This window comes from Bifidobacterium sp. W8114 (genome assembly GCF_016101165.1).
Classification (GTDB): Bacteria; Actinomycetota; Actinomycetes; order Actinomycetales; family Bifidobacteriaceae; genus Bombiscardovia; species Bombiscardovia asteroides.
The window spans coordinates 143,551-163,311 of the sequence record NZ_JACFRA010000002.1 but is presented as its reverse complement, the minus strand read 5'-3'; the positions used below and the strand labels follow the sequence as shown (position 1 = coordinate 163,311).

Sequence of the window (19,761 nt, the reverse complement as noted above, 5' to 3'; positions counted from 1 at the left end):
GTACCGTTGAGTCTATGAGTGAGAGCAGAGCATCAGCAGCCCCGTCCGGGGTCGGTCAGGTCAACGCAGAGCCGGAGGAGCAGATTCAGCCGGTGGTGGCAGTGATTCTGGCGGCCGGGCTGGGCGTTCGGTTCGACGAGAGCAACCCCAAGCAGCTGGTGCAGGTGGGCGGCAAACCGATCATCACCTGGTCAATTGACGCCTTCCAGTCCAATGCCCGGGTCACGGACATCCTGGTTGTGGTCAACGATCGGGTTCGGGAGTCTGTCGAGGCCATCGTGGGCTCTGACACCTACGACAAGGTCCGCATGGTCATCCAGGGTGGCATCGAGCGCATGGACAGCACCGAGGCAGCCCTGCAGACCCTGGCTGAGGCGGATATCCCCCAGGATGCCAAGCTGCTCATCCACGATGCGGTGCGGCCTTTCGTCAGCCAGGAGTCAATCGACGGCTGCATCGATGCCTTGGATACATTCAACGCCGCAACCGTGGCCGTGGCCTCGACCGACACCATGCTGATGGCCGGGGACCTGGGCGAGCGCAAGGTTGTGCGCCAGGTGCCCGACCGTGACAACATGTTCAGGGCTCAGACCCCGCAGGCCTTCCGTTTCAGCACCCTCCGTAAGGCCTACGATCTGGCCGCTGCGGATCCGGACTTCCATCCCACGGATGACACACGTGTCGTGGTGGACCACATGCCTGAGGAGCCGGTGGCCATCGTGGCCGGCAGCGTGACCAACATGAAGATCACCCTGCCCTCGGACGTGCCCATGGCTGAATGGATAGCGGGCTCCCTGGCCGGGTGAAGCCCTGTGTACCATGGGGCACATGGAGCAGATCAAGGTCATCGTCGCCGGATACGACCATTACCAGGGTGTTGACGTCAACCCCTCCTATCAGGTCTCACAGGCTCTGGCCGAGCATGGCATGAAGGGTATGCGCCCTGTCGGCCCCACCGAGGAGGATCCCCTGGAGGGCGTGGACCTGGCTATTTCCGCCGTCACCATGCCTGTCAGCTTCGCCAAGGCCTGGCCCATACTGCATGAGGCCATAGAGCGGGTGCACCCCGATATCATCATCGCCACAGGGCTCAAGCGTCGGGCTCGTGGCATCGCCATGGAGCGTTGTGCCGTCAACATCAAGGAGGACGACGCAGACGACCGTGACGACTTAGGGGAGCAGGAGTATCAGGACGCTGCCCGCGAGATCAATCGCCAGCCCATCGATCCCCAGGGTCCGGCCGCCTACTGGACCCGTCTGCCGCTGAGGGCCATCCTGCACGACTTCGGCACCTGCGGCATTCCCGCCACGCTGAGCTCGGACGCGGGTACCTATGTCTGCAACGCACTCTTCTACAATCTGCTGGCATGGGCTGCAGGACACAAGGATGTCCTGGCCGGGTTCGTCAGTCTTCCCCTGGTCAACGATAGCGGCGGACAGGAGCGTGGCCTGCCCCTGAATCAGCAGATAGAGGCTGTGCGCGAGGTGGTCAATGAGACCATTCGCTACTACCGCAGGCCCTCCTCCAGCCCTATTCTTATTGCCTGAGCCCCGTATGTAAGGTCAATGTGTCGGCAGCTTGTCAGACGGCGAATTTCGGCTTGTCATGGGGTAGAGTCGAGGTAAATCCACCGGACCGAAGACATCCTTGTCACGGGCCGGCATGTCCTGGTGGCGAAGAGGAGTGTTTCCATGGCCGAAGATCAGTTTCCCGTTGTCCTGCGAGGCTATGACAAGGAGCGGGTCGACCAGGCCCTGGCGGCCTCGCGGAGCAATCTGGCCCGGCTGCGTCAGCAGATCAAGGCCGACGATGATCGCATTCTGAAGCTGGAGGCGGAACTCCAGGAGGCCAAGTCGCGTAAGGTCGAGCAGCCGCGCAACTCCTTCGCCTCCCTTGGAGCCAACGCCCAGCAGCTGCTGGCCTCGGCCGAGCAGACCAGTACCGAGCTGCTCAACCGCGCCAAGCAGGATGCGGCATCAACCAAGACCTCCGCCCAGGAGAAGGCAACAACCCTGGTCAACGAGGCCCGGCTTGAAGCCAAGCACATCGTGGATGAGGCCAACGCCAAGGCCAAGTCCATCGTCGAGGCCGCCAACGACGAAGCCAGGACCGTCACCACCACCGCCAAGCAGCAGAGCGAACAGAGTAAGTCCGCGGCTGATAAGGTGGTGGCCGAACGTCGCCAGGCCCTGGATCTGGAGCTGCAGAACTCCCGCGAGGAGCATGAGAAGCGGCTGGCCACCAACAAGGCCACCCAGGACAAGGAGCTGTCCGAGCAGAAGGCCAAGGCCGCCAAGGAGATTGCTGACAAGCGACGCAAGAGCGACGAGGAGATCGCCAAGCTCAAGAAGGATGCCAACGATCAGATTCAGAAGGCCCTGGCCGATGCCAACAAGAAGCTGGCCGACGTGCGCGAGCAGGTCTCCAAGAGCCTGAATGACGCCCGCAGGCAGGCTTCTGAGATCACTGACAAGGCCAAGTCGGAAGCCCAGCAGATTGTGGACGATGCCAAGGTCACCAGCGCCGAGACCATGGCCAAGGTCAACGCCGAAGCCGAGCAGGTGCGCTCCGACATCGCCGCCCAGCAGGAGGATGCCACCAAGAAGGTGGGCGAGCTGCTCAAGAGCCTGGAGGAGCGGCGGGTCAAGACCGAGAAGGAGACCCAGGAGCTGATTGAGCAGGCCAAGGCCACCCGCAAGGATGCCGATTCGTTCGCCTCCTTCAAGCGCGAGGAGTCCGAGCGCAAGGCCAGCCAGCTGCTGGAAGAGGCCAAGCAGCGCGCACAGGCCGAGGTCGAGGCTCAACGCAAGGCCGCCCAAGCTGAGCTGGACGGGCTCAGGGATCACATCACCAAGCTGCAGCACCGGGAAGCCACCATTACCGCTCGGGTCGATGAGTTGCGGAACATCTTCTCAAAGTCCTTCGGCAACTTCGACGGCTTCCACGACGAGACTGTGGTCAATGAGCAGGACGAGGGGCAGGCCCCCAGCGTGCCCGTGGTCAATGCTGTGCCTGCCGCTGATCCGCTGCCGACTCCAGCCCCGAAGGCCGAGAGCGAGGATGAGAGCGTCAGCCAGTCCCTTGCCGACCCCCAGGAAGAAGCCTCTAAGACATCGGACGATCCGGTCCTGGCGAGTCAACCAGCCGATGACCTGGCAACTGATGACGTGGCAGCTGATTCCGCCAGCAATTCCGAAGAGGAGGCCAGCGAAGCTGCGACTATCAGGTCCTCAGCCAATATGCCGACTCAGGTCCTGCCCGATGCATCCGGCCAGGCCGATGATGTGCCGGCCCAGGCCAAGGACGGACAGGAGGAGAAGGCGGTCACTGACCAGGAGACTACCGTCATTCCGCCCGTCAACGATGACATGACCCCGACCGGTCGGGACTGATCGGCGAACGTCGATTACTCGTCAGGGCCGGATTGCAGACATGGTCTGCGACCCGGCCTCTGTTTTGTTCGGGAGTCGTCTCAACATATGCCGAAACAGGCATGGGCGTCAATCTCAATCCGGGCCCTTGCTGAGGCCTAGAGTCAATGGTGAAGGGGTGCAGGCCAGGGGTCGTAGGGTTGGGAGGGCATCATGCAGCAAGCACATCACGCATCATCAGATTCGAGCGCCACAGATCCAATCGAGGCGGATGCGGGCAGACAGGAAGGATTGAGCCCATCTCCAGGGCCCTTACGTTCATGGAGCGCCCAGGTGCGTCGTGGGGTGGACCTGCAATCCCTCTACGCTCTGGTGTACTTGGTGGTGGCCAACCTGATCGCAGGTGTCCTGAATCTACCCTCGGTGGCCGCGGCCCTGGGCATTGCCCGTCAGCCAGGGCTGGGCGATCTGCTGGGAGATCTGGTCATGCTGGTCTTTCTCTTTGGCACCCGCGGCCAGGATCTGCTCGGCCGCGGCTCCAACCCGGTACGGTACAAGGCTCAGACCAATCCCGGCCCGGCCGTGCTGATCGGGGCCATCCTACTGATCATGCTGGCCAGCAGCATTGAGACCGGCTTCACCTGGGTGGTCAACCAGGGATCCCAGGCACTGGGGCTGGTCTACAATTCCACAACCTCCCAGATCGCAGCGGGCCAGCATGGGTTCCTGTCGCCCCTGGACACGGCAATCCTGGTCCCTGTCGTCGAGGAGTTCCTGCTGCGCGGCGTGGTCATGGGCAGGCTCAGACCCTTTGGACGGACCTTCGCCATCGTCACCTCCTCCTTCATCTTCGCCTGCCTGCACGGGGACATCACCCAGAGTCTGTTCACCTTCCTGCTGGGTCTGGTTCTGGGTTTCATCGCCATGGAATACTCCATCCTCTGGTCCATGGCTCTGCATATCTTCAACAACCTGGTCCTGGCTGACGCCATGATGTGGTTGACCCAGACGGTGCCGGCCCGCACCGGCATGATGATCAATCAGGGAATGACCCTTCTGGGCCTGGTTGGGGGGCTGGTCGTCCTTTGGCTGATTCGGGGGCAGCTGGCAGACCGCCTGCGTGCCGATCGCTCACCCTCCGGCACCTATAAGGGCTGGATCTCCCTTGGGTTGGCCGTCCTGGTGGTCCTGGCTGTGGTCAATGCGGCCCAGCGCTTCTCTTTGGCTTGATGACGGGCACAGTTGTCCACATCCTCCGCCAGACGAACCCCCGATGACTGATTCCCGCTATGCTGGATGCAGGGATGCAGATACATCCGCATGAAAGGAAACAAGGACAGACCGTATGACATCAGCACTGACACCACTGGATCAGACCCGTTTGAAGGACTTGTGCACCGCCTTCGATGAGCGCGAGGCCAACCACGCCGCCATGAACGCCGTCACCCAGGTAGGCATTGACGAAGTGGCCCACAACTATGATCGCTCCCGCCTGCTCCAGCACCGATTTTCGGTCAGCATCGACAATGGCACGGTCACATCGCAGGCGCATTCCGGCCGCTGCTGGCTCTTCAGCTCATTGAACGTGGCACGCTTCGTGGCCCGCAAGGCTCTGAACATTGATGACGAAAGCACCGCCAACCCCATGGGTGACTTCGAGCTGTCCCAGAACTACGCCATGTACTACGACAAGCTTGAGCGCGTCAACTACTTCCTGCGCGACGTAGCGGCTCTGGTACGTGCCGGTGAGCCTGTCGACTCCCAGCTCATGCGCTTCCTGATGGGCGATGTCATGGGCGATGGTGGCCAGTGGATCATGGCCATGAACATCTATAAGAAGTACGGCGCCGTGCCCAAGCAGTTCTATCCTGAGACGGCCTCCTCCCAGGACACCAGCCAGATGAACACTCAGCTGCGTCGTTTGCTCCATCAGGCCACGGCTCACATGGTGGCCGACCCGGACGGGATTGACGAGATCATCGATAGGACCCTGGAGGCCGGCCACCGTATGCTGACCATTCATCTGGGTACCCCGCCCACCAGCTTCGACTGGGAGTGGACCGACAAGGATGGCGTCTTCCACCGGGATGGGCGGATCACCCCGCAGGAGTTCTGGAAGCGCTACGTGAATGCCGGACTTGAGGACTACGTCTGCCTGGTCGACGACCCGCGCCCCGAGCACCCCAAGGGCCGCAAGATCGGCATCGAGCACCTGGGCAACGTGGCTGGCGGCGATCCCACCGAGTACCTGAACGTTCCGGTGGAGGTCATGAAGGACTGCGCCCGTCGTCTGATGAGCGAACAGGGCCTGCCGGTATGGTTCGGCGCCGACTGCCATCCCATGATGGACCGCAAGGCCGGTCAGTGGGCCACCGACCTGTTTGAGTATGGCCGGGTCTACGGGGTGGACTTCGACATGGATAAGGAGCAGCGGGTGCGCTTCGGCGACTCGGCCCAGAACCACGCCATGGCATTCGTGGGCGTGGACGTGGCCGAAGATGGCCGGACCACCAACCGCTGGCGGGTGGAGAACTCCTGGGGCGGGGACATCGCCAACAATGGCTACTTCACCATGAGCGACCAATGGTTCAGCCAGTATGTCTACGAGGTGGCTGTACCCAAGTCCATGCTGTCCGAGGAATATCGCCGGGCCTTTGACCAGCAGGCCATCATGCTGCCCGCCTGGGATCCCATGGGTGCCCTGGCCTGAGCAACAGCACTAATTCATCCACTTTTACCCATCAAACTGTTCGTTCCCGTGGTCTATAAGGGTCGCAGGAACGGACTGTCCACATTGGCCCGGATGTGGGCGGTTATAAGAAATGCGGGCATGATTGTCGAAGTACGACAGAGAGGAGAGAGACCGTGGCATTCGTCAAGGAACCGGATATCATCCCGGAAGAGGAGCGGCAGTATTTTGCCGATACGGCCGTCTTTCCCGAAACAGTGGATGTCAACATTCGTCAGCTGGATCCAATCCCGGCTCCCAGGGTCTTTCTGCGCTCGCGGCCCCTTGATCCGGAACGGGTGAATCTGGTCCGGGACTCTCGTCAGGCCATCCGGGATGTTTTGCATGGGCGGGACGACCGGCTCCTGGTCATCACCGGCCCCTGCTCCATCCACGATCCGGAGGCTGCCCTGGAATACGCCCGTCGCCTGTCGGCCGTCAATGAGCGGTTGAAGGATCGTCTGCTGATTGTCATGCGGGTCTATTTCGAAAAACCCCGGACCACGGTCGGTTGGAAGGGCCTGATCAACGACCCCGACCTGGATGGGACGTTCAACATTCGCAAGGGGATTCGCCTGGCCCGACAGGTGCTTTGGCAGGTCCTGGGTCAGCGGATTCCGGCGGCCACAGAATGGCTGGATCCCATCACCCCACAGTATCTTTCTGATGCGGTCAGCTGGGGGGCCATCGGTGCCCGGAACACGGAGAGCCAGGTCCACAGGGAGCTGGCCAGCGGCATGTCCATGCCCATGGGCTTCAAGAACTCGACCGATGGCAGCGTAGAGGCTGCGGTCGATTCCTGCCTGGCTGCGGCATCCGAACATCACTTCCTATCCATCAACCTCGACGGTCATGTCATCGCTGCCGAGACCCGGGGCAATCCCGACTGCCACATAATTCTGCGCGGTTCCGGTCATGGTCCCAATTACGATTCGGAATCCGTCCGATCCGCCCTGGAGGCCATACATCAGGCGCCGTTGGGCCCTGGCGCCTGCCGAGGTCTGATCGTGGATGCAGCCCACGGCAACTGTGGCAAGGACCCCGTACGTGAGGCCCAGGTGGTCGAGGACCTGGCAGACCGTCTCGCCAAGGGCGAGCAGGGCCTGTCAGGCATCATGATGGAGAGCTTTCTTGAGGGCGGTCACCAGAAACCGGCTCCACTGGATCAGCTGGTGTTCGGCAAATCCGTCACTGATGCCTGCATCTCCTGGGACAGGACCGAGGAGCTGTTGCAGATCCTGGCGGATGCCGTGCAATCCCGTCGGGAAAGGATGAGGGCATGAGTCGGATGAAGGATGAGCCGCAGGAGCCTCTGCCCCGACCCAGCAAGGCCTACGAGGTTGAACTGGTGCACAAGGCGCTGGCGGCCGGTGTCAACCCCCTGCAGACCGGGAATGTGCCCAGGTGGGAGGACGAGGTAGGCATAGGGCGGATCGTCAACAGGCGGGTCTTTGAGCTTGACCGCCTGCCTTCGCCCGCGCAGATGCTGACCCGATACCCCTTGGATGGACCGGCCAAGGACCTGGTCATCCGCTCCCGGCAGGAAATAGTGGACTGTCTGCATGGGCGGGACGACCGGTTGCTGGTCATTGTGGGCCCCTGCTCCATCCACGACCCCGATGCCGCACTGGACTACGCTCGCCGTCTGTCGGCCGTCAATGAGCGGTTGAAGGATCGCCTGTTGATCGTCATGCGGGTCTATTTCGAGAAGCCCCGGACCACGGTCGGTTGGAAAGGCCTGATCAACGACCCCGACCTGGATGGCAGCCACAACATCCAGAAGGGCCTGGTCCTGGCACGGCGGATTCTTCTGGGTGTGCTGGAGACCGGGCTTCCAGCGGCCACGGAATTTCTGGAACCTACATCGCCCCAGTACATTTCTGACGCGGTCAGCTGGGGGGCCATCGGTGCCCGGAACACGGAGAGCCAGGTCCATCGCCAGCTGGCCAGCGGCATGTCCATGCCCATCGGCTTCAAGAACGCCACGGATGGCAGCGTGGATGTGGCCATCGACTCTTGCTATGCGGCCTCTGAGCGCCACACTTTCTTCGGAATAGACCACGAGGGTCAGGCCGCAGCCGTCGCGACCATGGGCAACCCCGACTGCCATCTGGTTCTTCGCGGCTCCAAGTCCGGCCCCAACTACGATCAGGACTCGGTGCGGGCGGCCCTTGCCGTGCTGCGCCAGCGCATGCCCAAGGACAGCGCGGCTGCCCACGGACTGATCATCGATGCCTCCCATGGCAATTCCGGCAAGGACGAGCGGCGCCAGATCCGGGTTGTCCATGAGTTGGCCCAGCGTATAGGCGACGGCGAGGAGGGCTTTACCGGGCTGATGATGGAGAGCTTCATACGTGGAGGCAATCAGAAGCCGGCCCCGCTGGATCAACTGGTTTACGGGTGTTCGATCACTGACCGCTGCATCTCCTGGCCTGATACTCAGGATCTGTTGGGGGAGCTGGCTGAGGCAGTGGACCGTCGCCGTAGCACGGCTCGTTGACTTACGAGCCGCAGTAGGCTGGTCGGGCCGCATCAGCTGGTGAAATCATGGATAAGGAGTCAGGCATGAGTGAAACAGGCGATTCCCTGGAGGGCCAAGATCAAGGACCGGTTGCCGTCATAGGTGCCATGGATGAGGAGGTGGCCCTGATCGGCCAAGGCCTGAAGCAGGCGGATCAGGATTCCCATGCCGGCGATGCCGGATTAAAAGTCATATCCGGTACTCTTGATGGGCCGCACGGCCCGGTTGGGCTGGCTGCCACTGTTGGCGGCATGGGCACCGTCAACATCGCCGCCACCACACAGTATCTGATCGATGCCTTCCATCCCAGGGCCGTCATCTTCTCCGGCATCGCCGGCAACCTGAACAAGGACCTGCATATCAACGATGTGGTCCTTGGAGGTACCCTGCGCTATCTGGACACGGATATGCGATTGGTGGCTCAGTCGGCCCCCGGCACCGAGGAGTTTCATTCGGACCCTCACCTGCTGGATCTGGCGAGCCGGACTCTGGACTCCATGGGGATCAAGCATATCGTCGGCACCATTGCGACGGGTAATTACTTTGTGGACAGCCCGGAGAAGATTGCCCAAGTCAAGGAGCAGACCGGGGCCGATGCGGTCGAGATGGAAGGGGCGGCTGTCTGCCACGTGGCTGCCCGCAACAAGGTGCCGGCCCTGGTCATCCGCGCTCTGAGCGACAATGCCGACACCGACTATGAGGTCTTCCGGGAGTTCGACATCTCCGAATATGCCGACACGGCCGCCAGGCTGGTCCTGGGTATCGTGCGTGAGCTTTAATTGCTGACCGGCAAGAGATCGCCGCTCGAGCGCCTTTTGCCTGTTGAAGGCTGTTGACCCTGGGTTGACGGCCTTCTCTTGTTATTGCGGCCACTCTGGTCCTGACCGGTTCATGGACCAGCCGGAGGTCGGTTGTGCCATGCAGGCCCTGATCAGACGCTGTCTACTCGTCAGCCATATCGGCCACCGATCCTCTGTCAATGAGCTCCGGCTCTATGTAGAGGTGCTCGATGCGCTGGTCCGGGTCTTGTATCCGCCGCACTTGGAGGCGTAGGGCGGCGGTCGCCAGGTCCTGGGCCGAGGATCGCAGGACCGTCAGGCGCTTGGTGTAGCCGTCGATGGTGATCATGGATAGATCGTTGGGAATGTGGCACCCCCTTCTTTCCAGAGCCTGGACCAGAGCGATGGACAGGTAGTCTGGATGAACCAGGACAGCCGTGGTGTGTGTCTCCAGAATCGTCTGGACGATCTGCTCGACATCCTCGGCCGCATATGGCTGCTTGTCCTTGAGCAGGAAGGTCTGTTCAAGCCCGCCTCCTTCTTTCATCATCAGCTGCCAGCCCAGCTCGATATCGCCTGCGGTGGGTGTGCTGCCCAGAGCCAGTCCCACCCGGTGGTGGCCATGCTGACGGAAATGCTGCAGTCCTCGGCGGACTCCGGCTGGATGGTCGGTATGAACCGAGTCGAAGAATCCGGGCAGCCATTGTGGCGGATGGCGTTCCAGAATGGTTACAGGCAGTTGGCACTCGGTCAGCCACTGCCAGGTTTCCGGCGCGACATCCGGTTCAATGCTGGGGGCCATGATCAGTCCAAGCATCTGTGGATCAGTAGCCAGATCATCCAGAATATCTATCTCGGGAAAGGTCTCATAGGAGGTTTCCTTGGCAACGATCTCCAGGCCGAATTTTTCGGCCGCCATACGTCTGATGGCATCGGTCACTGAGGGCCAGATGAAGCTGGGCTCGGGCAGGGCTACCCCGATCCGGCTTCTACGAACGACAGTTGCCCTATCCCGGCTGGAAGCTTCATCCATGGCCAGGCTTGACACGCCAGCATTGGTTTTGCCGTTGGCGCCTCCGGCGCTTCTGGTTCGATCTGGATTGCCCTTTCTCCTGGCTTTCTTTTTCGAGGTGACATTCGTTCTCACTGATGGCTTTGGTATATCAGCCAAGGCAGGGTCAGAGGTGTAGGAGGAAGTGACTGTGAACGATTCGGCAGATTGGCCTTGGAAATCCAAGGATTTGACGGCCAGGGCACCCCCGCGCACACGTCTGACGAGACCAGCTCTGGCCAGATTGTTCAAATCCCTTCGGACGGTTATTTCTGTGGTGCCCATCATCCGTGCCAGGTAGGGCACTCTGACTACGCTCTCTCTGAGAAGTGCGTTGAGGATCAGCTCTCGTCTCTGAGCTGGGAGCCATCCTGCTGCCGGGGGATTGGGGAAGGACGCGTCAGCCGGATCCTGTCTTTTGCTTCCTGCCCCTGATTCTCTCTGATCCATGCTCTGGCCTCGATGCTTTACTCTGATGCTGATGAGGGCAGTCGCGACGGCCAACATCCCTAGCTTTTCTAACTTTTCAAGTGTATACCAGGGTTGTGGCCCAAGAGTGATGGAAACAGACTGCAACAAACTCTTCAGGTCATTTTCAGACCAGTTAATCTGGATTTATTCGCTCGGAGTTATCATGGGCAGGTAAGCCAGCAAGGGTTTACCTGGGGACTGTGATAAGTCTGCAGCGAGAGAGGGGTCGGCCTTATCCGGCCTCTTCCGCGGCATTGTCGCCGAAGGAAAGGGATGACCATGAACGTGAAAACTGTAACCAAGGCTCTGGCGGTGACGGCTGCGGGCGTCATGCTGCTGGCTGGCTGTGGAGGTGGCGGCTCAAGCAAGCAGGCCTCCTCAGGAAGTGACGGATTCGACAGCAAGGCCAACACGACCATCACCTTCGCTGGATGGTCTTTGGACATGACCCCCGAGTTCAAGACTCTGGCTGACGGCTTCCATAAAGCCCACCCCAACGTGACCGTCAACGTCAAGCAATACTCAGCTGATGACTATGACAAGCAGTTGACGGCGGACATCTCCTCAGGCGCCCAGCCCGATGTCTTCCCCATCAAGAACATGATCAAGTATGTCACCTATGCAGACTCGCAGGGACTGGCGGATATCTCCGACATCGCCAAGGGCTACCAGGGCAACAAGCATATTGATCTGAACGGCTATAACCACGACGGCAAGTACTTCGCCCTGCCCTACCGCAGTGATACCTGGGTGCTCTTCTATAACAAGGATATGTTCAAGAAGGCCGGGGTAGAAGAGCCGAACGCCAAGTGGACCTGGGATGATTACACCAAGGCTGCCAAGGAACTCCAGGAGAAGCTGCCTGCAGCAGGTTACGATGCCAACAGCGTCTACCCCATGTATATGCATAACTGGCAGTCCGTGGTGCAGTCCTTCGCTCTGGCACAGTCCGGCAAGTCGGCCGCCAGCACTTTCCTTAAGGCCGACTTCTCCTACATGGAGCCCTATTACAAGAGGGCCTTGGAGTGGCAGAAGGACAAGTATACGATCGACTGGAACACTTCGTTCACCAACAAGGTTCAGTATCAGGCGCAGTTCGGCACCCAGAAGGCCGCTATGATGCCCATGGGCACCTGGTACGCCGCCACTCTTCTGAGCCAGCAGCAGTCCGGTGAAGCCCAGAAGTTCAGCTGGGGCATGGCTCCGGCTCCCCAGAACCCCAGCACGAAGCTGCCCAAGACACCGATCACTTTCGGCAGCCCCACCAGCCTGGCGGTCTCTTCCAAGTCTTCCGGTCAGAAACTGGCTGCCGCCAAGGAGTTCGTCAAGTGGGCCACCGGGCAAGGCGGTGCTCTTGAGCTGGCCAAGCTCTCCACCACCCCCGCCTATATCGATGACAAGGTGACCGATACCTTCTTCTCTCCTGAGGGCATGGCCTCCGACCAGGCCTCCAAGGATGCATGGAGCAAGCACGACATGAAGATGGAAGCGCCTGTGGACAAGGCCACGGACACCGTCAACTCCATCCTCAAGGACACCCACTCTTCGATTATGACGGGTGCCAAGTCTCCATCCGATGGGCTCAAGGAAGCAACCCAGAACGTTAAGGATCAAGGCGTACTGGACGAATAGTCCCAGGTGACGCAAGGGAGGCTTCAGGATGCACATGTGTCCTGAAGCCTCCCACTGAGCCAGTTGGAGTAAAAGTGGCGAGGGGCTTCCCAAACCCATGACACGTGATGGCAGTAAGGAGAGGCACAGATGTCAGAAGAAATCGGCGTGATTGACGACCGACAGGCGGCCGCTGATCACAAAACGGGGTCTCATGGGCCCGGCGGCGGGCGGCGGGCCCCGAGGATTAAGCAGGGCAAGTTCAATGCCAAGGCGATTTCACGAAGGAACCTGCGCAATGGTCTGATATTCATATCGCCGAATTTCATAGGTTTTATCTGCCTGACCCTCCTGCCCACCCTGACGCTCTTTTATATAGCTTTTACCAAGTGGTCGGCTTTCGGCAACCCTGTCTTGAACGGCGTGAAGAACTGGGTCAGGCTATCCCACGACAAGATCTTCATGACCTCGGTGTGGAACACCATCTACTATTCGATAGTCCACATCCCCCTGACTCTGGTTCTGGCCTTCGCCCTGGCCGTCCTGCTCAATTCCAAGCTGCGCGGACGTGCCTTCTTCAGAACGGTGGCCTTCTTCCCCTACATCACCTCCATAGTGGCTGCGGCCCAGGTTTGGGGCATGCTCTTCGACCCCAAGTCCGGTCCTATAAACTCCTTCCTGCGGCTTTTCATCAGCAATCCCCCCGGGTGGCTGGGCTCGACGGCCTGGGCTATGCCCGCTGTGATCGTCGTGGGTACCTGGCGTGAGGTCGGCTACTATATGATTCTGCTCCTGGCAGGTCTGCAGACCATCCCCTCCGAGCTCTATGAGGCCGCTGAGCTTGATGGCGCAAACGGATGGCAGCGTTTCTGGCATGTGACCGTACCCATGATGCGCCCCACACTCTTCTTCGTCATGGTCACCCTGACCATCGGATCCTTCAAGATTCTTGATCTGACACTGGTCATGACCGATGGCGGCCCCGGCACCAGCACCCTGGTTCTGGCGCAGTACATCTACCGTGTGGCCTTCGAACGTGGCGACTTCGGCTATGCTTCGACCGTCTCCCTGGTTCTTCTGGCCATCTGCATGGTGGTCACGCTGTTCCAGTTCTGGTACAACAATCTGAAGGAGGACTGAGATCATGTCCACCAACACAGTCTCCGCAGCTGTTCCCTCACCCGCCGGTGAGGAGGTTCCCTGGAACAAGAAGCCAGTCTCTCCGGCCAAGATTGCAGGCACAGTCATCGGGTATCTGGCCATGATCGTCGTCTCCGCCTTCGTGCTCCTGCCCTTCTTCTGGATGTTCCTCTCCTCCCTCAAACCCAACAATGAGGTCTACGCCATCCCCATCAAGTGGTTCCCATCGGTCTGGCACTGGGAGAACTATATTGCCATCTGGACCAAGTCCGATATGACGACCTGGTTGCTCAACACCATCTTCTTCGCTGTGATCGTGACACTCCTGCAGGTCTTTACCGGATCCTTCGCAGCCTATGGCTTCTCGAAGATCCCCTTCAGGGGGCGCACCACCCTCTTCCTGATCTATATCGCCACCATGGCCGTGCCCTGGCAGGCCTACATGATTCCGCAGTTCAAGCTGGTCTCCGCCGTCGGTCTCTCCGATACGCGATGGTCCATCATCCTTCTGCAAGCCTTTGGAGCCTTTGGCGTCTTTATGATGAAACAGTTCTATGACACCATACCTGAGGATTTGTCTGAGGCGGGCCGATTGGATGGGCTCAGTGAGTTCGGCATCTACTGGCGCATCATGCTTCCCCTGTCGGGACCGTCACTTGCAGCCTTGGCCATCATTACCTTCACTAATACGTGGAACGACTACATGGGTCCGTTGATTTACTTGCGTTCCCAGAAGCTCTACACGATCCAGCTGGGCCTCAAGCTCTTCATTTCCCAGTACAATGCTGATTTTGCCATGATCATGACCGGCTCGGTTCTTTCGGTCCTGCCCATCCTGATCGTCTTCCTCATCGGTCAGAAGCAATTCATCGCCGGCATTGCGACATCCGGTATGAAAGGCTGAGTTTTGGCTGGAAGTGATGGCGACCAGGGGCGTCCCGCCAAGGGCTACGCCATGCGGGCCCTCTTGGGGATCACCAACTCCATTGCTGTGGTGCTGGGTGCTGGGTGTTGCTCCCTGCTGGGGATGCTGCCCTTGGCTGCTGTATTGATCTTTCTGAGAGATCCGCAGTACTTCCCGACCTATCTGCTGGCAGCCGTGCTGTCCGCACCTGGTCTGGCGGCACTCTTTGCCATATATCGCGATCATCCAGGCCTGTCGTCGGCCTCTGCCCGGGCCAGGCGGCAGGCCATGGATTCCATGACAGAGAGTGGGCAGTCTCTGCCGGATTGGATAGCGAAACCCTATGTGGATTCGGGGACGGTCTATGGATTCTTCCGTGCATACTGGCGGGCCTACAAGGTTCTGGCCCTAAGGTCATGGGCGACCTGGCTGCCTCTGGGGCTCATTGCTTTCGCGCTGATTTATGATCTCCAGATCATGTCACAGCTCTCATGGGGCCAGATTATGTTTTTCCCAATCCTGGTATGCCTGCTTCTCCTGGTGCAGACCGCCTTGGTCTCTCTGGTGCTATTGGTGGAATATCCTCGGGCGCGCATCCGCAAGGTCTTGGTCAATGGCCTCCTCCTGTCGGTGCGCCGCTGGTACATGTTGGTTCTGTCGCTGGCGGTCCTGGCCGGGTATGTCTGGGGGCTGATGCGCTCGCCCATCCTGGTGGCCCTTCTGGCCACTGGCCTGATTTGGTATCTGGTCTGGGCAGCTGTGCGGTGGCAGGCTGATCCCTTCTTCCGCCAGATGGCCCGTGAGAGCGAGGATCCAGGCGTACAGGTCATGTATGGACTGCCGGATGCTGGACCCAAGGGCTCTTCCTTCACTGCGATTCAGGACTACCGGCAATAGCGGTTCATGAAGAAAAGTTGTATTTGAGGGCAGGCTCAAGGAGGATTTGCTGGAATGGGCTGTGAGCCTTTGCAGGTGTTGATTGAGGATCGGGATCGTCCTGTGGATATCGAACCGGGAACCAGGCCCACGGTCAGGTGGAGGCTGGATCCCTTGCCGTCCTGGGCGGATAGGGTCCGTTTGGCCAGGGTGCGAGTCTTCGAACAGCCGAAGGGAAGGATACTTGTAGACACCGGCAACCAACCTGTGGACGAGCTCAATGGCAGCCGTCTGCCTGGACCTGATATGGATCCTTCGCGACGGTATTGGCTGTCCGTTCTTCTGCTGGACGCACAGGGCCGTCGGTTGATAGGGTCTGAACCCATCACCTTTGGCACGGGTCCTGGCCTGGCCTGGCACGCTCAAGCCATTTGGTCCGCAGAGGATGAAAAGAACCCCTCAGGTTCTCAGGGCAATGCCAAAGGCTGGGCGCTGATGCGTGGTGTGGTCCGGCTGCCCCCTGGGCCGATACTCTGGGCGAGTTTGTATGCGACCGCTGACAGCACTGTGCCCGCGCGTCAATTTGTCTATCGGCTATGGCTCAACGGGCGATTTCTAGGCTGTGGTCCGGTGTTCCCCCTGGATGGAGAGGATCGCTACAGGGGCTATGAGGTCACCGGCCTCTTGCATCCGGGGGCGGAGAATGTTCTGGGCGTGGTGGCCTATGCCATGGAAGGCCGACGCTTCCAGGCACAGTTGGATCTGGGTCGCCCTGATGGCAGGGTGGAGCACTATGGCACGGATGCCGAATGGAAGGCTATCAGCGGCGCTGAGGCCTTTCCTGACAGCGCCTCCATCGGTACAACCTACTATCAGGCTCCGGCCGAGGACATCGATCTGTCCAGATACCCCTGGGGTTTTTCCAACACGGGCTTTGACGACTCTGCCTGGCCCAAGGTACGGATTCGGCCTCCATTCTCCAAGTGCCTGGCAGCTCCTGCAGACGGCACCAGACTAACCCGGGTGGAAGTTCATCGGGTTCTGGAGGCCACCCCTGGCCATCTTCTGCTGGACTTCGGCTCCGTGCGGTTGGGCGGCATCGGTCTGCGGGTGGATCTGTCGCAAAATTTGGACTTGACCGTCCGCTACGGGGAGGTTCTGGACGGCCAGGGAGGCGTTCGTTACCGTCTGGCCACCTCCAACGTCTATGAGGATCACTGGCGGCTGCAGGCTGGCAGCAACCGGGCCCAGACCTGGGGGATTCGGGTCTTTCGATATCTGGAGCTGATATGGCCTGCGGGATCCGACCCCGATGGGCTATTGGCGAGCCTGACTGAAGGAAGCCTGTGGGCGGAGTGCCTTGAGGCTCCCGTATATGACGAGCACGCCAGTTTTCATTGCGACAGGCCTCTGCTCGATGAGGTCTGGCAGCTGGGGCGTAACACCATCAGGGGACTCAACGCTGACATCTACGTCGATTCCTGGACCAGGGAGCGGGCTCCCTATGAGGCTGATGCCTGGATCCAGCAGCGGGCTCATATGGTGCTGGATGATGCGCCCGCCCTGGGCCGTTACAGCCTGGACTATCTGATTGCCAACAGAACCTGGCCCACCGAGTGGCCCCTCTACAGCATTTTGGCCGTGCACGATGCCTGGATGCACACAGGGGATCTGACACAGGCGGCGGCCCAGTACGAACGACTGATGGGACTGCTGCCGGACAGGTACCTGGACCAGGACAGCGGGCTGATCGTCAAGGACCCTGGCGCTTCCAGCCGGATGGATGGAGACCTGGTCGACTGGCCGCCCGTTGAACGCGATGGATATGTCTTCGGTCGTGTCAACACGGTCATCAACGCACTGGCCAGTGCCGCCTATAAAGCCATGGCTCGTCTGTCGCGGGCTTTGGGCCATCGTAGCCGAGCCGCCCGTCTGGCAGAGGTGTCCCGAAAAATGCAGGAGGCGCTGGATGAGCGTCTCTACGATCCAGCGGTCGGCGCCTACCGGGATGGTCTGCTAGACGGTCCCGACGGCCCGGCCATCGATCACTGTGCCATGCATGCTTCGGCCTTTGTTTTGGCTTTTGCGCCCCCTTCGGATCCCGCTCGTCTGGACACGGTCGGTGCCTATCTGCGTCGTAGGGGGATGGCCTGCAGCGCCTACGCGGCCGCCGTGCTTTTGGATGGACTTTATCGATCAGGCCTAGGGGCTGATGCTCTGGCCCTGCTCTCGGCAGGGGACGGCATGCGCACCTGGAAGCATATGCTGGATCAGGGTGCCGGAGGCACCATGGAGGCCTGGGACCCATCGATCAAATCCAACACCACCTATTCGCACCCCTGGGGGGCCTCGCCTGTCTGGCTGATTTCCAGCGGGCTGATGGGGTTGCGGCCTTTGAAGCCCGGGTACCGTGAATTTGTAGCCGCTCCTCAGCCTGGAGGTTTGGGCCGGGCCGAGCTGACCATGCCCGTGCCCACGGGGGACATCCATATGTCATATAGGTTCAAGGGGAGTGCGGATGCCAGGCCTGGGTATGTTCTCCTGCCGGACATCGATCTGGAATTGACGGTGCCCCAAGGCTGCCGGGGTCGCTTGGTTCTTCCTCCCCTGCTCGACCTCGGACCAGGGGGTCAGGTCGAGGCCTTACTGGACGGGTCGCCGATCATGCTGAAGGCCTTGGATGCCGAGAGCCGGGTGGCCGGCGTTCGTTGCAGAGCAGGATCCCTGGTTACGGATGCGCTGCCCTGTGGCAATCACCATCTGATGGTGCCGCATCTATAGACTTGACGGTCCTTGTTGATCTGTGTACTATTAGCGCTTGCACACCAAAGACCGTTGGTCGGGACCCTTGGGTCTCCTAAGTTCGGTTGATCGAGCCAGCACAGGTTGAGTTTCAAATCGGTCCTCGTGACCTGTTTTTGCTCTGCCTGTCGGCAGGGCTTTCTTTTTGCCTGTCATGCTCGGTCGTCCGGCTCCCTCCAGAGGTCTGTCTAGGAAGGAACGCCATGAAAAGGCCCGAAAAGGAAGAGGCTGTCGCCAGGCTGACGGACAAGTTCCGTGACGCCGATGCCATCATCCTCACCGAGTACCGCGGGCTCAGTGTTCCGCAGGTCGCCGATCTGCGAAACAAGCTAGGCCGCGATACTTCCTACAACGTGGCGAAGAACACGTTAGCCCGGATTGCGGCCAAAGAGGCTGGAATCGAGGGTCTCGATGAGATGCTTGCCGGCCCCTGCGCCATCACCTTCGTCAAGGGTGATTACGTCAATGCCGCCAAGACGCTACGTGATTTCGCCAAGGACAATCCGGCACTGATCGTCAAGGGCGGCTTCATTGATGGAGCTGTCGCTGACGCGGATGCCATGGAGAAAATCGCGGATCTGGAATCCCGCGATGTACTGCTCTCCCGGATGGCCGGCGCGCTCAAGGGCACCATGTCCAAGGCCGCCAACCTGTTCGTCGCTGTGCCTACCAAGGCCGTGCGTACGTTCGATGCACTGCGCGAGAAGCAGGAAAAGGCCGCCTGAGTCCACGGCCATTGGCCCGGATCCATACGGCAAATACAAGAAGATGTTCGGTGATCGGTCTACCAGTCAATGCCGGTCGCCACAAATGAAAGGAAGCCATTATGGCCAAGCTCTCCGCTGACGAGCTCATCGACGCGTTCAAGGAAATGACTCTGGTCGAGCTGTCCGACTTCGTCAAGAAGTTCGAGGACGAGTTCGACGTCGAGGCCTCCGCCCCTGTGGCCGTGGCCGCTGCCGCCCCCGGCGCCGCTGCTCCGGCTGAGGAGGAGAAGACCGAGTTCGATGTCGTGCTCTCCGCAATCGGCGACAAGAAGATCCAGGTCATCAAGGCCGTCAAGGCCATCACCAACCTGGGCCTGGCCGACGCCAAGGCTCTGGTTGACGGTGCCCCCAAGACCGTCCTGGAAGGCGCCAAGAAGGAAGATGCCGACAAGGCCAAGGCCCAGCTGGAAGAGGCCGGCGCCACCGTCGAGCTCAAGTAGTCATCGGCTCTTCTGAGCCTTTGTATCTTGAAAAGCCCCGCACTGCCACTGATGGTGCGGGGCTTTTCCTGTAACCCAGCCAACCGTGCGCGCAGGGGTGACTATGCTTGCCTGAGCCGATCTGCATAGGTGTAATCGGTATATACAGACAGGTCTGCGCCTGCCGCTGTGATTGCAGCTTCGGCAACTTCGGAGCAGAGGGTTGACCGTTCAATCGTGGTGATCGAAGTTGATCGAAACAGTTTGTTCATGATTGTAATCGCTGCTATGCTAAGGCCCTGTCCTATCGACCGTGACGC

General features: G+C 60.2%; 16 protein-coding genes. 15 read left to right on the top strand and 1 reads right to left on the bottom strand.

Annotated elements, in window-relative coordinates; translation table 11 throughout:
- Window positions 1-14 precede the first annotated feature (14 nt).
- From H3T89_RS03525 to mtnN, 8 genes are all read left to right on the top strand, one after another.
- Complete coding sequence (locus tag H3T89_RS03525) at window positions 15-806, top strand: IspD/TarI family cytidylyltransferase (RefSeq protein WP_015022418.1); 792 nt, start codon at window positions 15-17, stop codon at window positions 804-806.
- Window positions 807-828: 22 nt separating this feature from the next.
- The gene (locus H3T89_RS03520) at window positions 829-1,548 is read left to right on the top strand and encodes a pyroglutamyl-peptidase I (protein WP_015022417.1); all 720 of its coding nucleotides are present in this window, start codon (window positions 829-831) and stop codon (window positions 1,546-1,548) included.
- Window positions 1,549-1,692: 144 nt separating this feature from the next.
- Window positions 1,693-3,393 (top strand): cell division protein, encoded by a 1,701-nt coding sequence (locus H3T89_RS03515; RefSeq protein ID WP_198216259.1) that lies wholly within the window; start codon window positions 1,693-1,695, stop codon window positions 3,391-3,393.
- Between the two features lie 192 nt (window positions 3,394-3,585).
- Window positions 3,586-4,602 carry a CPBP family intramembrane glutamic endopeptidase gene (locus H3T89_RS03510; protein ID WP_198216258.1) on the top strand — a complete coding sequence of 339 codons (1,017 nt, stop codon included), beginning with the start codon at window positions 3,586-3,588 and terminating at the stop codon, window positions 4,600-4,602.
- A gap of 115 nt (window positions 4,603-4,717) precedes the next feature.
- The gene (locus H3T89_RS03505; protein ID WP_198216257.1) at window positions 4,718-6,082 is read left to right on the top strand and encodes a C1 family peptidase; all 1,365 of its coding nucleotides are present in this window, start codon (window positions 4,718-4,720) and stop codon (window positions 6,080-6,082) included.
- Window positions 6,083-6,237: 155 nt separating this feature from the next.
- Window positions 6,238-7,383, top strand: a complete 1,146-nt coding sequence (locus H3T89_RS03500) for a 3-deoxy-7-phosphoheptulonate synthase (RefSeq protein WP_198216256.1) — start codon at window positions 6,238-6,240, stop codon at window positions 7,381-7,383.
- A complete protein-coding gene (locus H3T89_RS03495; RefSeq protein ID WP_198216255.1) occupies window positions 7,380-8,600 on the top strand; it encodes a 3-deoxy-7-phosphoheptulonate synthase in 1,221 nt (406 codons plus the stop codon). The genes H3T89_RS03500 and H3T89_RS03495 overlap by 4 nt, the downstream gene beginning before the upstream one ends.
- Before the next feature lie 65 nt (window positions 8,601-8,665).
- Window positions 8,666-9,400, top strand: coding sequence for a 5'-methylthioadenosine/S-adenosylhomocysteine nucleosidase (mtnN, locus tag H3T89_RS03490; RefSeq protein WP_015022411.1), 735 nt, complete (start codon window positions 8,666-8,668; stop codon window positions 9,398-9,400).
- A 163-nt stretch (window positions 9,401-9,563) separates the two neighbouring features.
- Here mtnN and H3T89_RS03485 read toward each other — a convergent pair whose 3' ends face one another.
- Complete coding sequence (locus H3T89_RS03485) at window positions 9,564-10,901, bottom strand: substrate-binding domain-containing protein (protein ID WP_015022410.1); 1,338 nt, start codon at window positions 10,899-10,901, stop codon at window positions 9,564-9,566.
- 300 nt (window positions 10,902-11,201) lie between these two features.
- Here H3T89_RS03485 and H3T89_RS03480 point away from each other — a divergent pair, with 300 nt between their 5' ends.
- The 7 genes from H3T89_RS03480 (at window position 11,202) to rplL (ending at window position 19,462) form a co-directional block, all read left to right on the top strand.
- The gene (locus H3T89_RS03480; protein WP_033511841.1) at window positions 11,202-12,554 is read left to right on the top strand and encodes an ABC transporter substrate-binding protein; all 1,353 of its coding nucleotides are present in this window, start codon (window positions 11,202-11,204) and stop codon (window positions 12,552-12,554) included.
- A 129-nt stretch (window positions 12,555-12,683) separates the two neighbouring features.
- Window positions 12,684-13,673 (top strand): carbohydrate ABC transporter permease, encoded by a 990-nt coding sequence (locus H3T89_RS03475; protein ID WP_015022408.1) that lies wholly within the window; start codon window positions 12,684-12,686, stop codon window positions 13,671-13,673.
- A gap of 4 nt (window positions 13,674-13,677) precedes the next feature.
- Complete coding sequence (locus H3T89_RS03470; protein WP_015022407.1) at window positions 13,678-14,577, top strand: carbohydrate ABC transporter permease; 900 nt, start codon at window positions 13,678-13,680, stop codon at window positions 14,575-14,577.
- A 3-nt stretch (window positions 14,578-14,580) separates the two neighbouring features.
- Window positions 14,581-15,474, top strand: coding sequence for a hypothetical protein (locus H3T89_RS03465; RefSeq protein ID WP_110417638.1), 894 nt, complete (start codon window positions 14,581-14,583; stop codon window positions 15,472-15,474).
- Window positions 15,475-15,528: 54 nt separating this feature from the next.
- The gene (locus H3T89_RS03460) at window positions 15,529-18,234 is read left to right on the top strand and encodes an alpha-L-rhamnosidase-related protein (RefSeq protein ID WP_198216254.1); all 2,706 of its coding nucleotides are present in this window, start codon (window positions 15,529-15,531) and stop codon (window positions 18,232-18,234) included.
- A gap of 224 nt (window positions 18,235-18,458) precedes the next feature.
- Window positions 18,459-18,980, top strand: a complete 522-nt coding sequence (gene rplJ, locus H3T89_RS03455; RefSeq protein ID WP_015022404.1) for a 50S ribosomal protein L10 — start codon at window positions 18,459-18,461, stop codon at window positions 18,978-18,980.
- Between the two features lie 101 nt (window positions 18,981-19,081).
- Entirely contained in the window at window positions 19,082-19,462 is a 381-nt protein-coding gene (gene rplL, locus H3T89_RS03450) for a 50S ribosomal protein L7/L12 (protein ID WP_015022403.1), read from the top strand.
- The last annotated feature ends 299 nt before the right edge of the window (window positions 19,463-19,761 follow it).

What these genes read in the sequence shown, in the direction of transcription:
- rplL (WP_015022403.1), top strand. Translation starts at nt 19,082, where the DNA reads ATGGCCAAGCTCTCCGCTGACGAGCTCATCGACGCGTTCAAGGAAATG.
- H3T89_RS03505 (WP_198216257.1), top strand. Translation starts at nt 4,718, where the DNA reads ATGACATCAGCACTGACACCACTGGATCAGACCCGTTTGAAGGACTTG.
- H3T89_RS03510 (WP_198216258.1), top strand. Translation starts at nt 3,586, where the DNA reads ATGCAGCAAGCACATCACGCATCATCAGATTCGAGCGCCACAGATCCA.
- H3T89_RS03485 (WP_015022410.1), bottom strand. Translation starts at nt 10,901, where the DNA reads ATGGATCAGAGAGAATCAGGGGCAGGAAGCAAAAGACAGGATCCGGCT.
- H3T89_RS03480 (WP_033511841.1), top strand. Translation starts at nt 11,202, where the DNA reads ATGAACGTGAAAACTGTAACCAAGGCTCTGGCGGTGACGGCTGCGGGC.
- mtnN (WP_015022411.1), top strand. Translation starts at nt 8,666, where the DNA reads ATGAGTGAAACAGGCGATTCCCTGGAGGGCCAAGATCAAGGACCGGTT.
- H3T89_RS03475 (WP_015022408.1), top strand. Translation starts at nt 12,684, where the DNA reads ATGTCAGAAGAAATCGGCGTGATTGACGACCGACAGGCGGCCGCTGAT.
- H3T89_RS03515 (WP_198216259.1), top strand. Translation starts at nt 1,693, where the DNA reads ATGGCCGAAGATCAGTTTCCCGTTGTCCTGCGAGGCTATGACAAGGAG.
- H3T89_RS03520 (WP_015022417.1), top strand. Translation starts at nt 829, where the DNA reads ATGGAGCAGATCAAGGTCATCGTCGCCGGATACGACCATTACCAGGGT.
- H3T89_RS03495 (WP_198216255.1), top strand. Translation starts at nt 7,380, where the DNA reads ATGAGTCGGATGAAGGATGAGCCGCAGGAGCCTCTGCCCCGACCCAGC.
- H3T89_RS03525 (WP_015022418.1), top strand. Translation starts at nt 15, where the DNA reads ATGAGTGAGAGCAGAGCATCAGCAGCCCCGTCCGGGGTCGGTCAGGTC.
- H3T89_RS03460 (WP_198216254.1), top strand. Translation starts at nt 15,529, where the DNA reads ATGGGCTGTGAGCCTTTGCAGGTGTTGATTGAGGATCGGGATCGTCCT.
- H3T89_RS03470 (WP_015022407.1), top strand. Translation starts at nt 13,678, where the DNA reads ATGTCCACCAACACAGTCTCCGCAGCTGTTCCCTCACCCGCCGGTGAG.
- rplJ (WP_015022404.1), top strand. Translation starts at nt 18,459, where the DNA reads ATGAAAAGGCCCGAAAAGGAAGAGGCTGTCGCCAGGCTGACGGACAAG.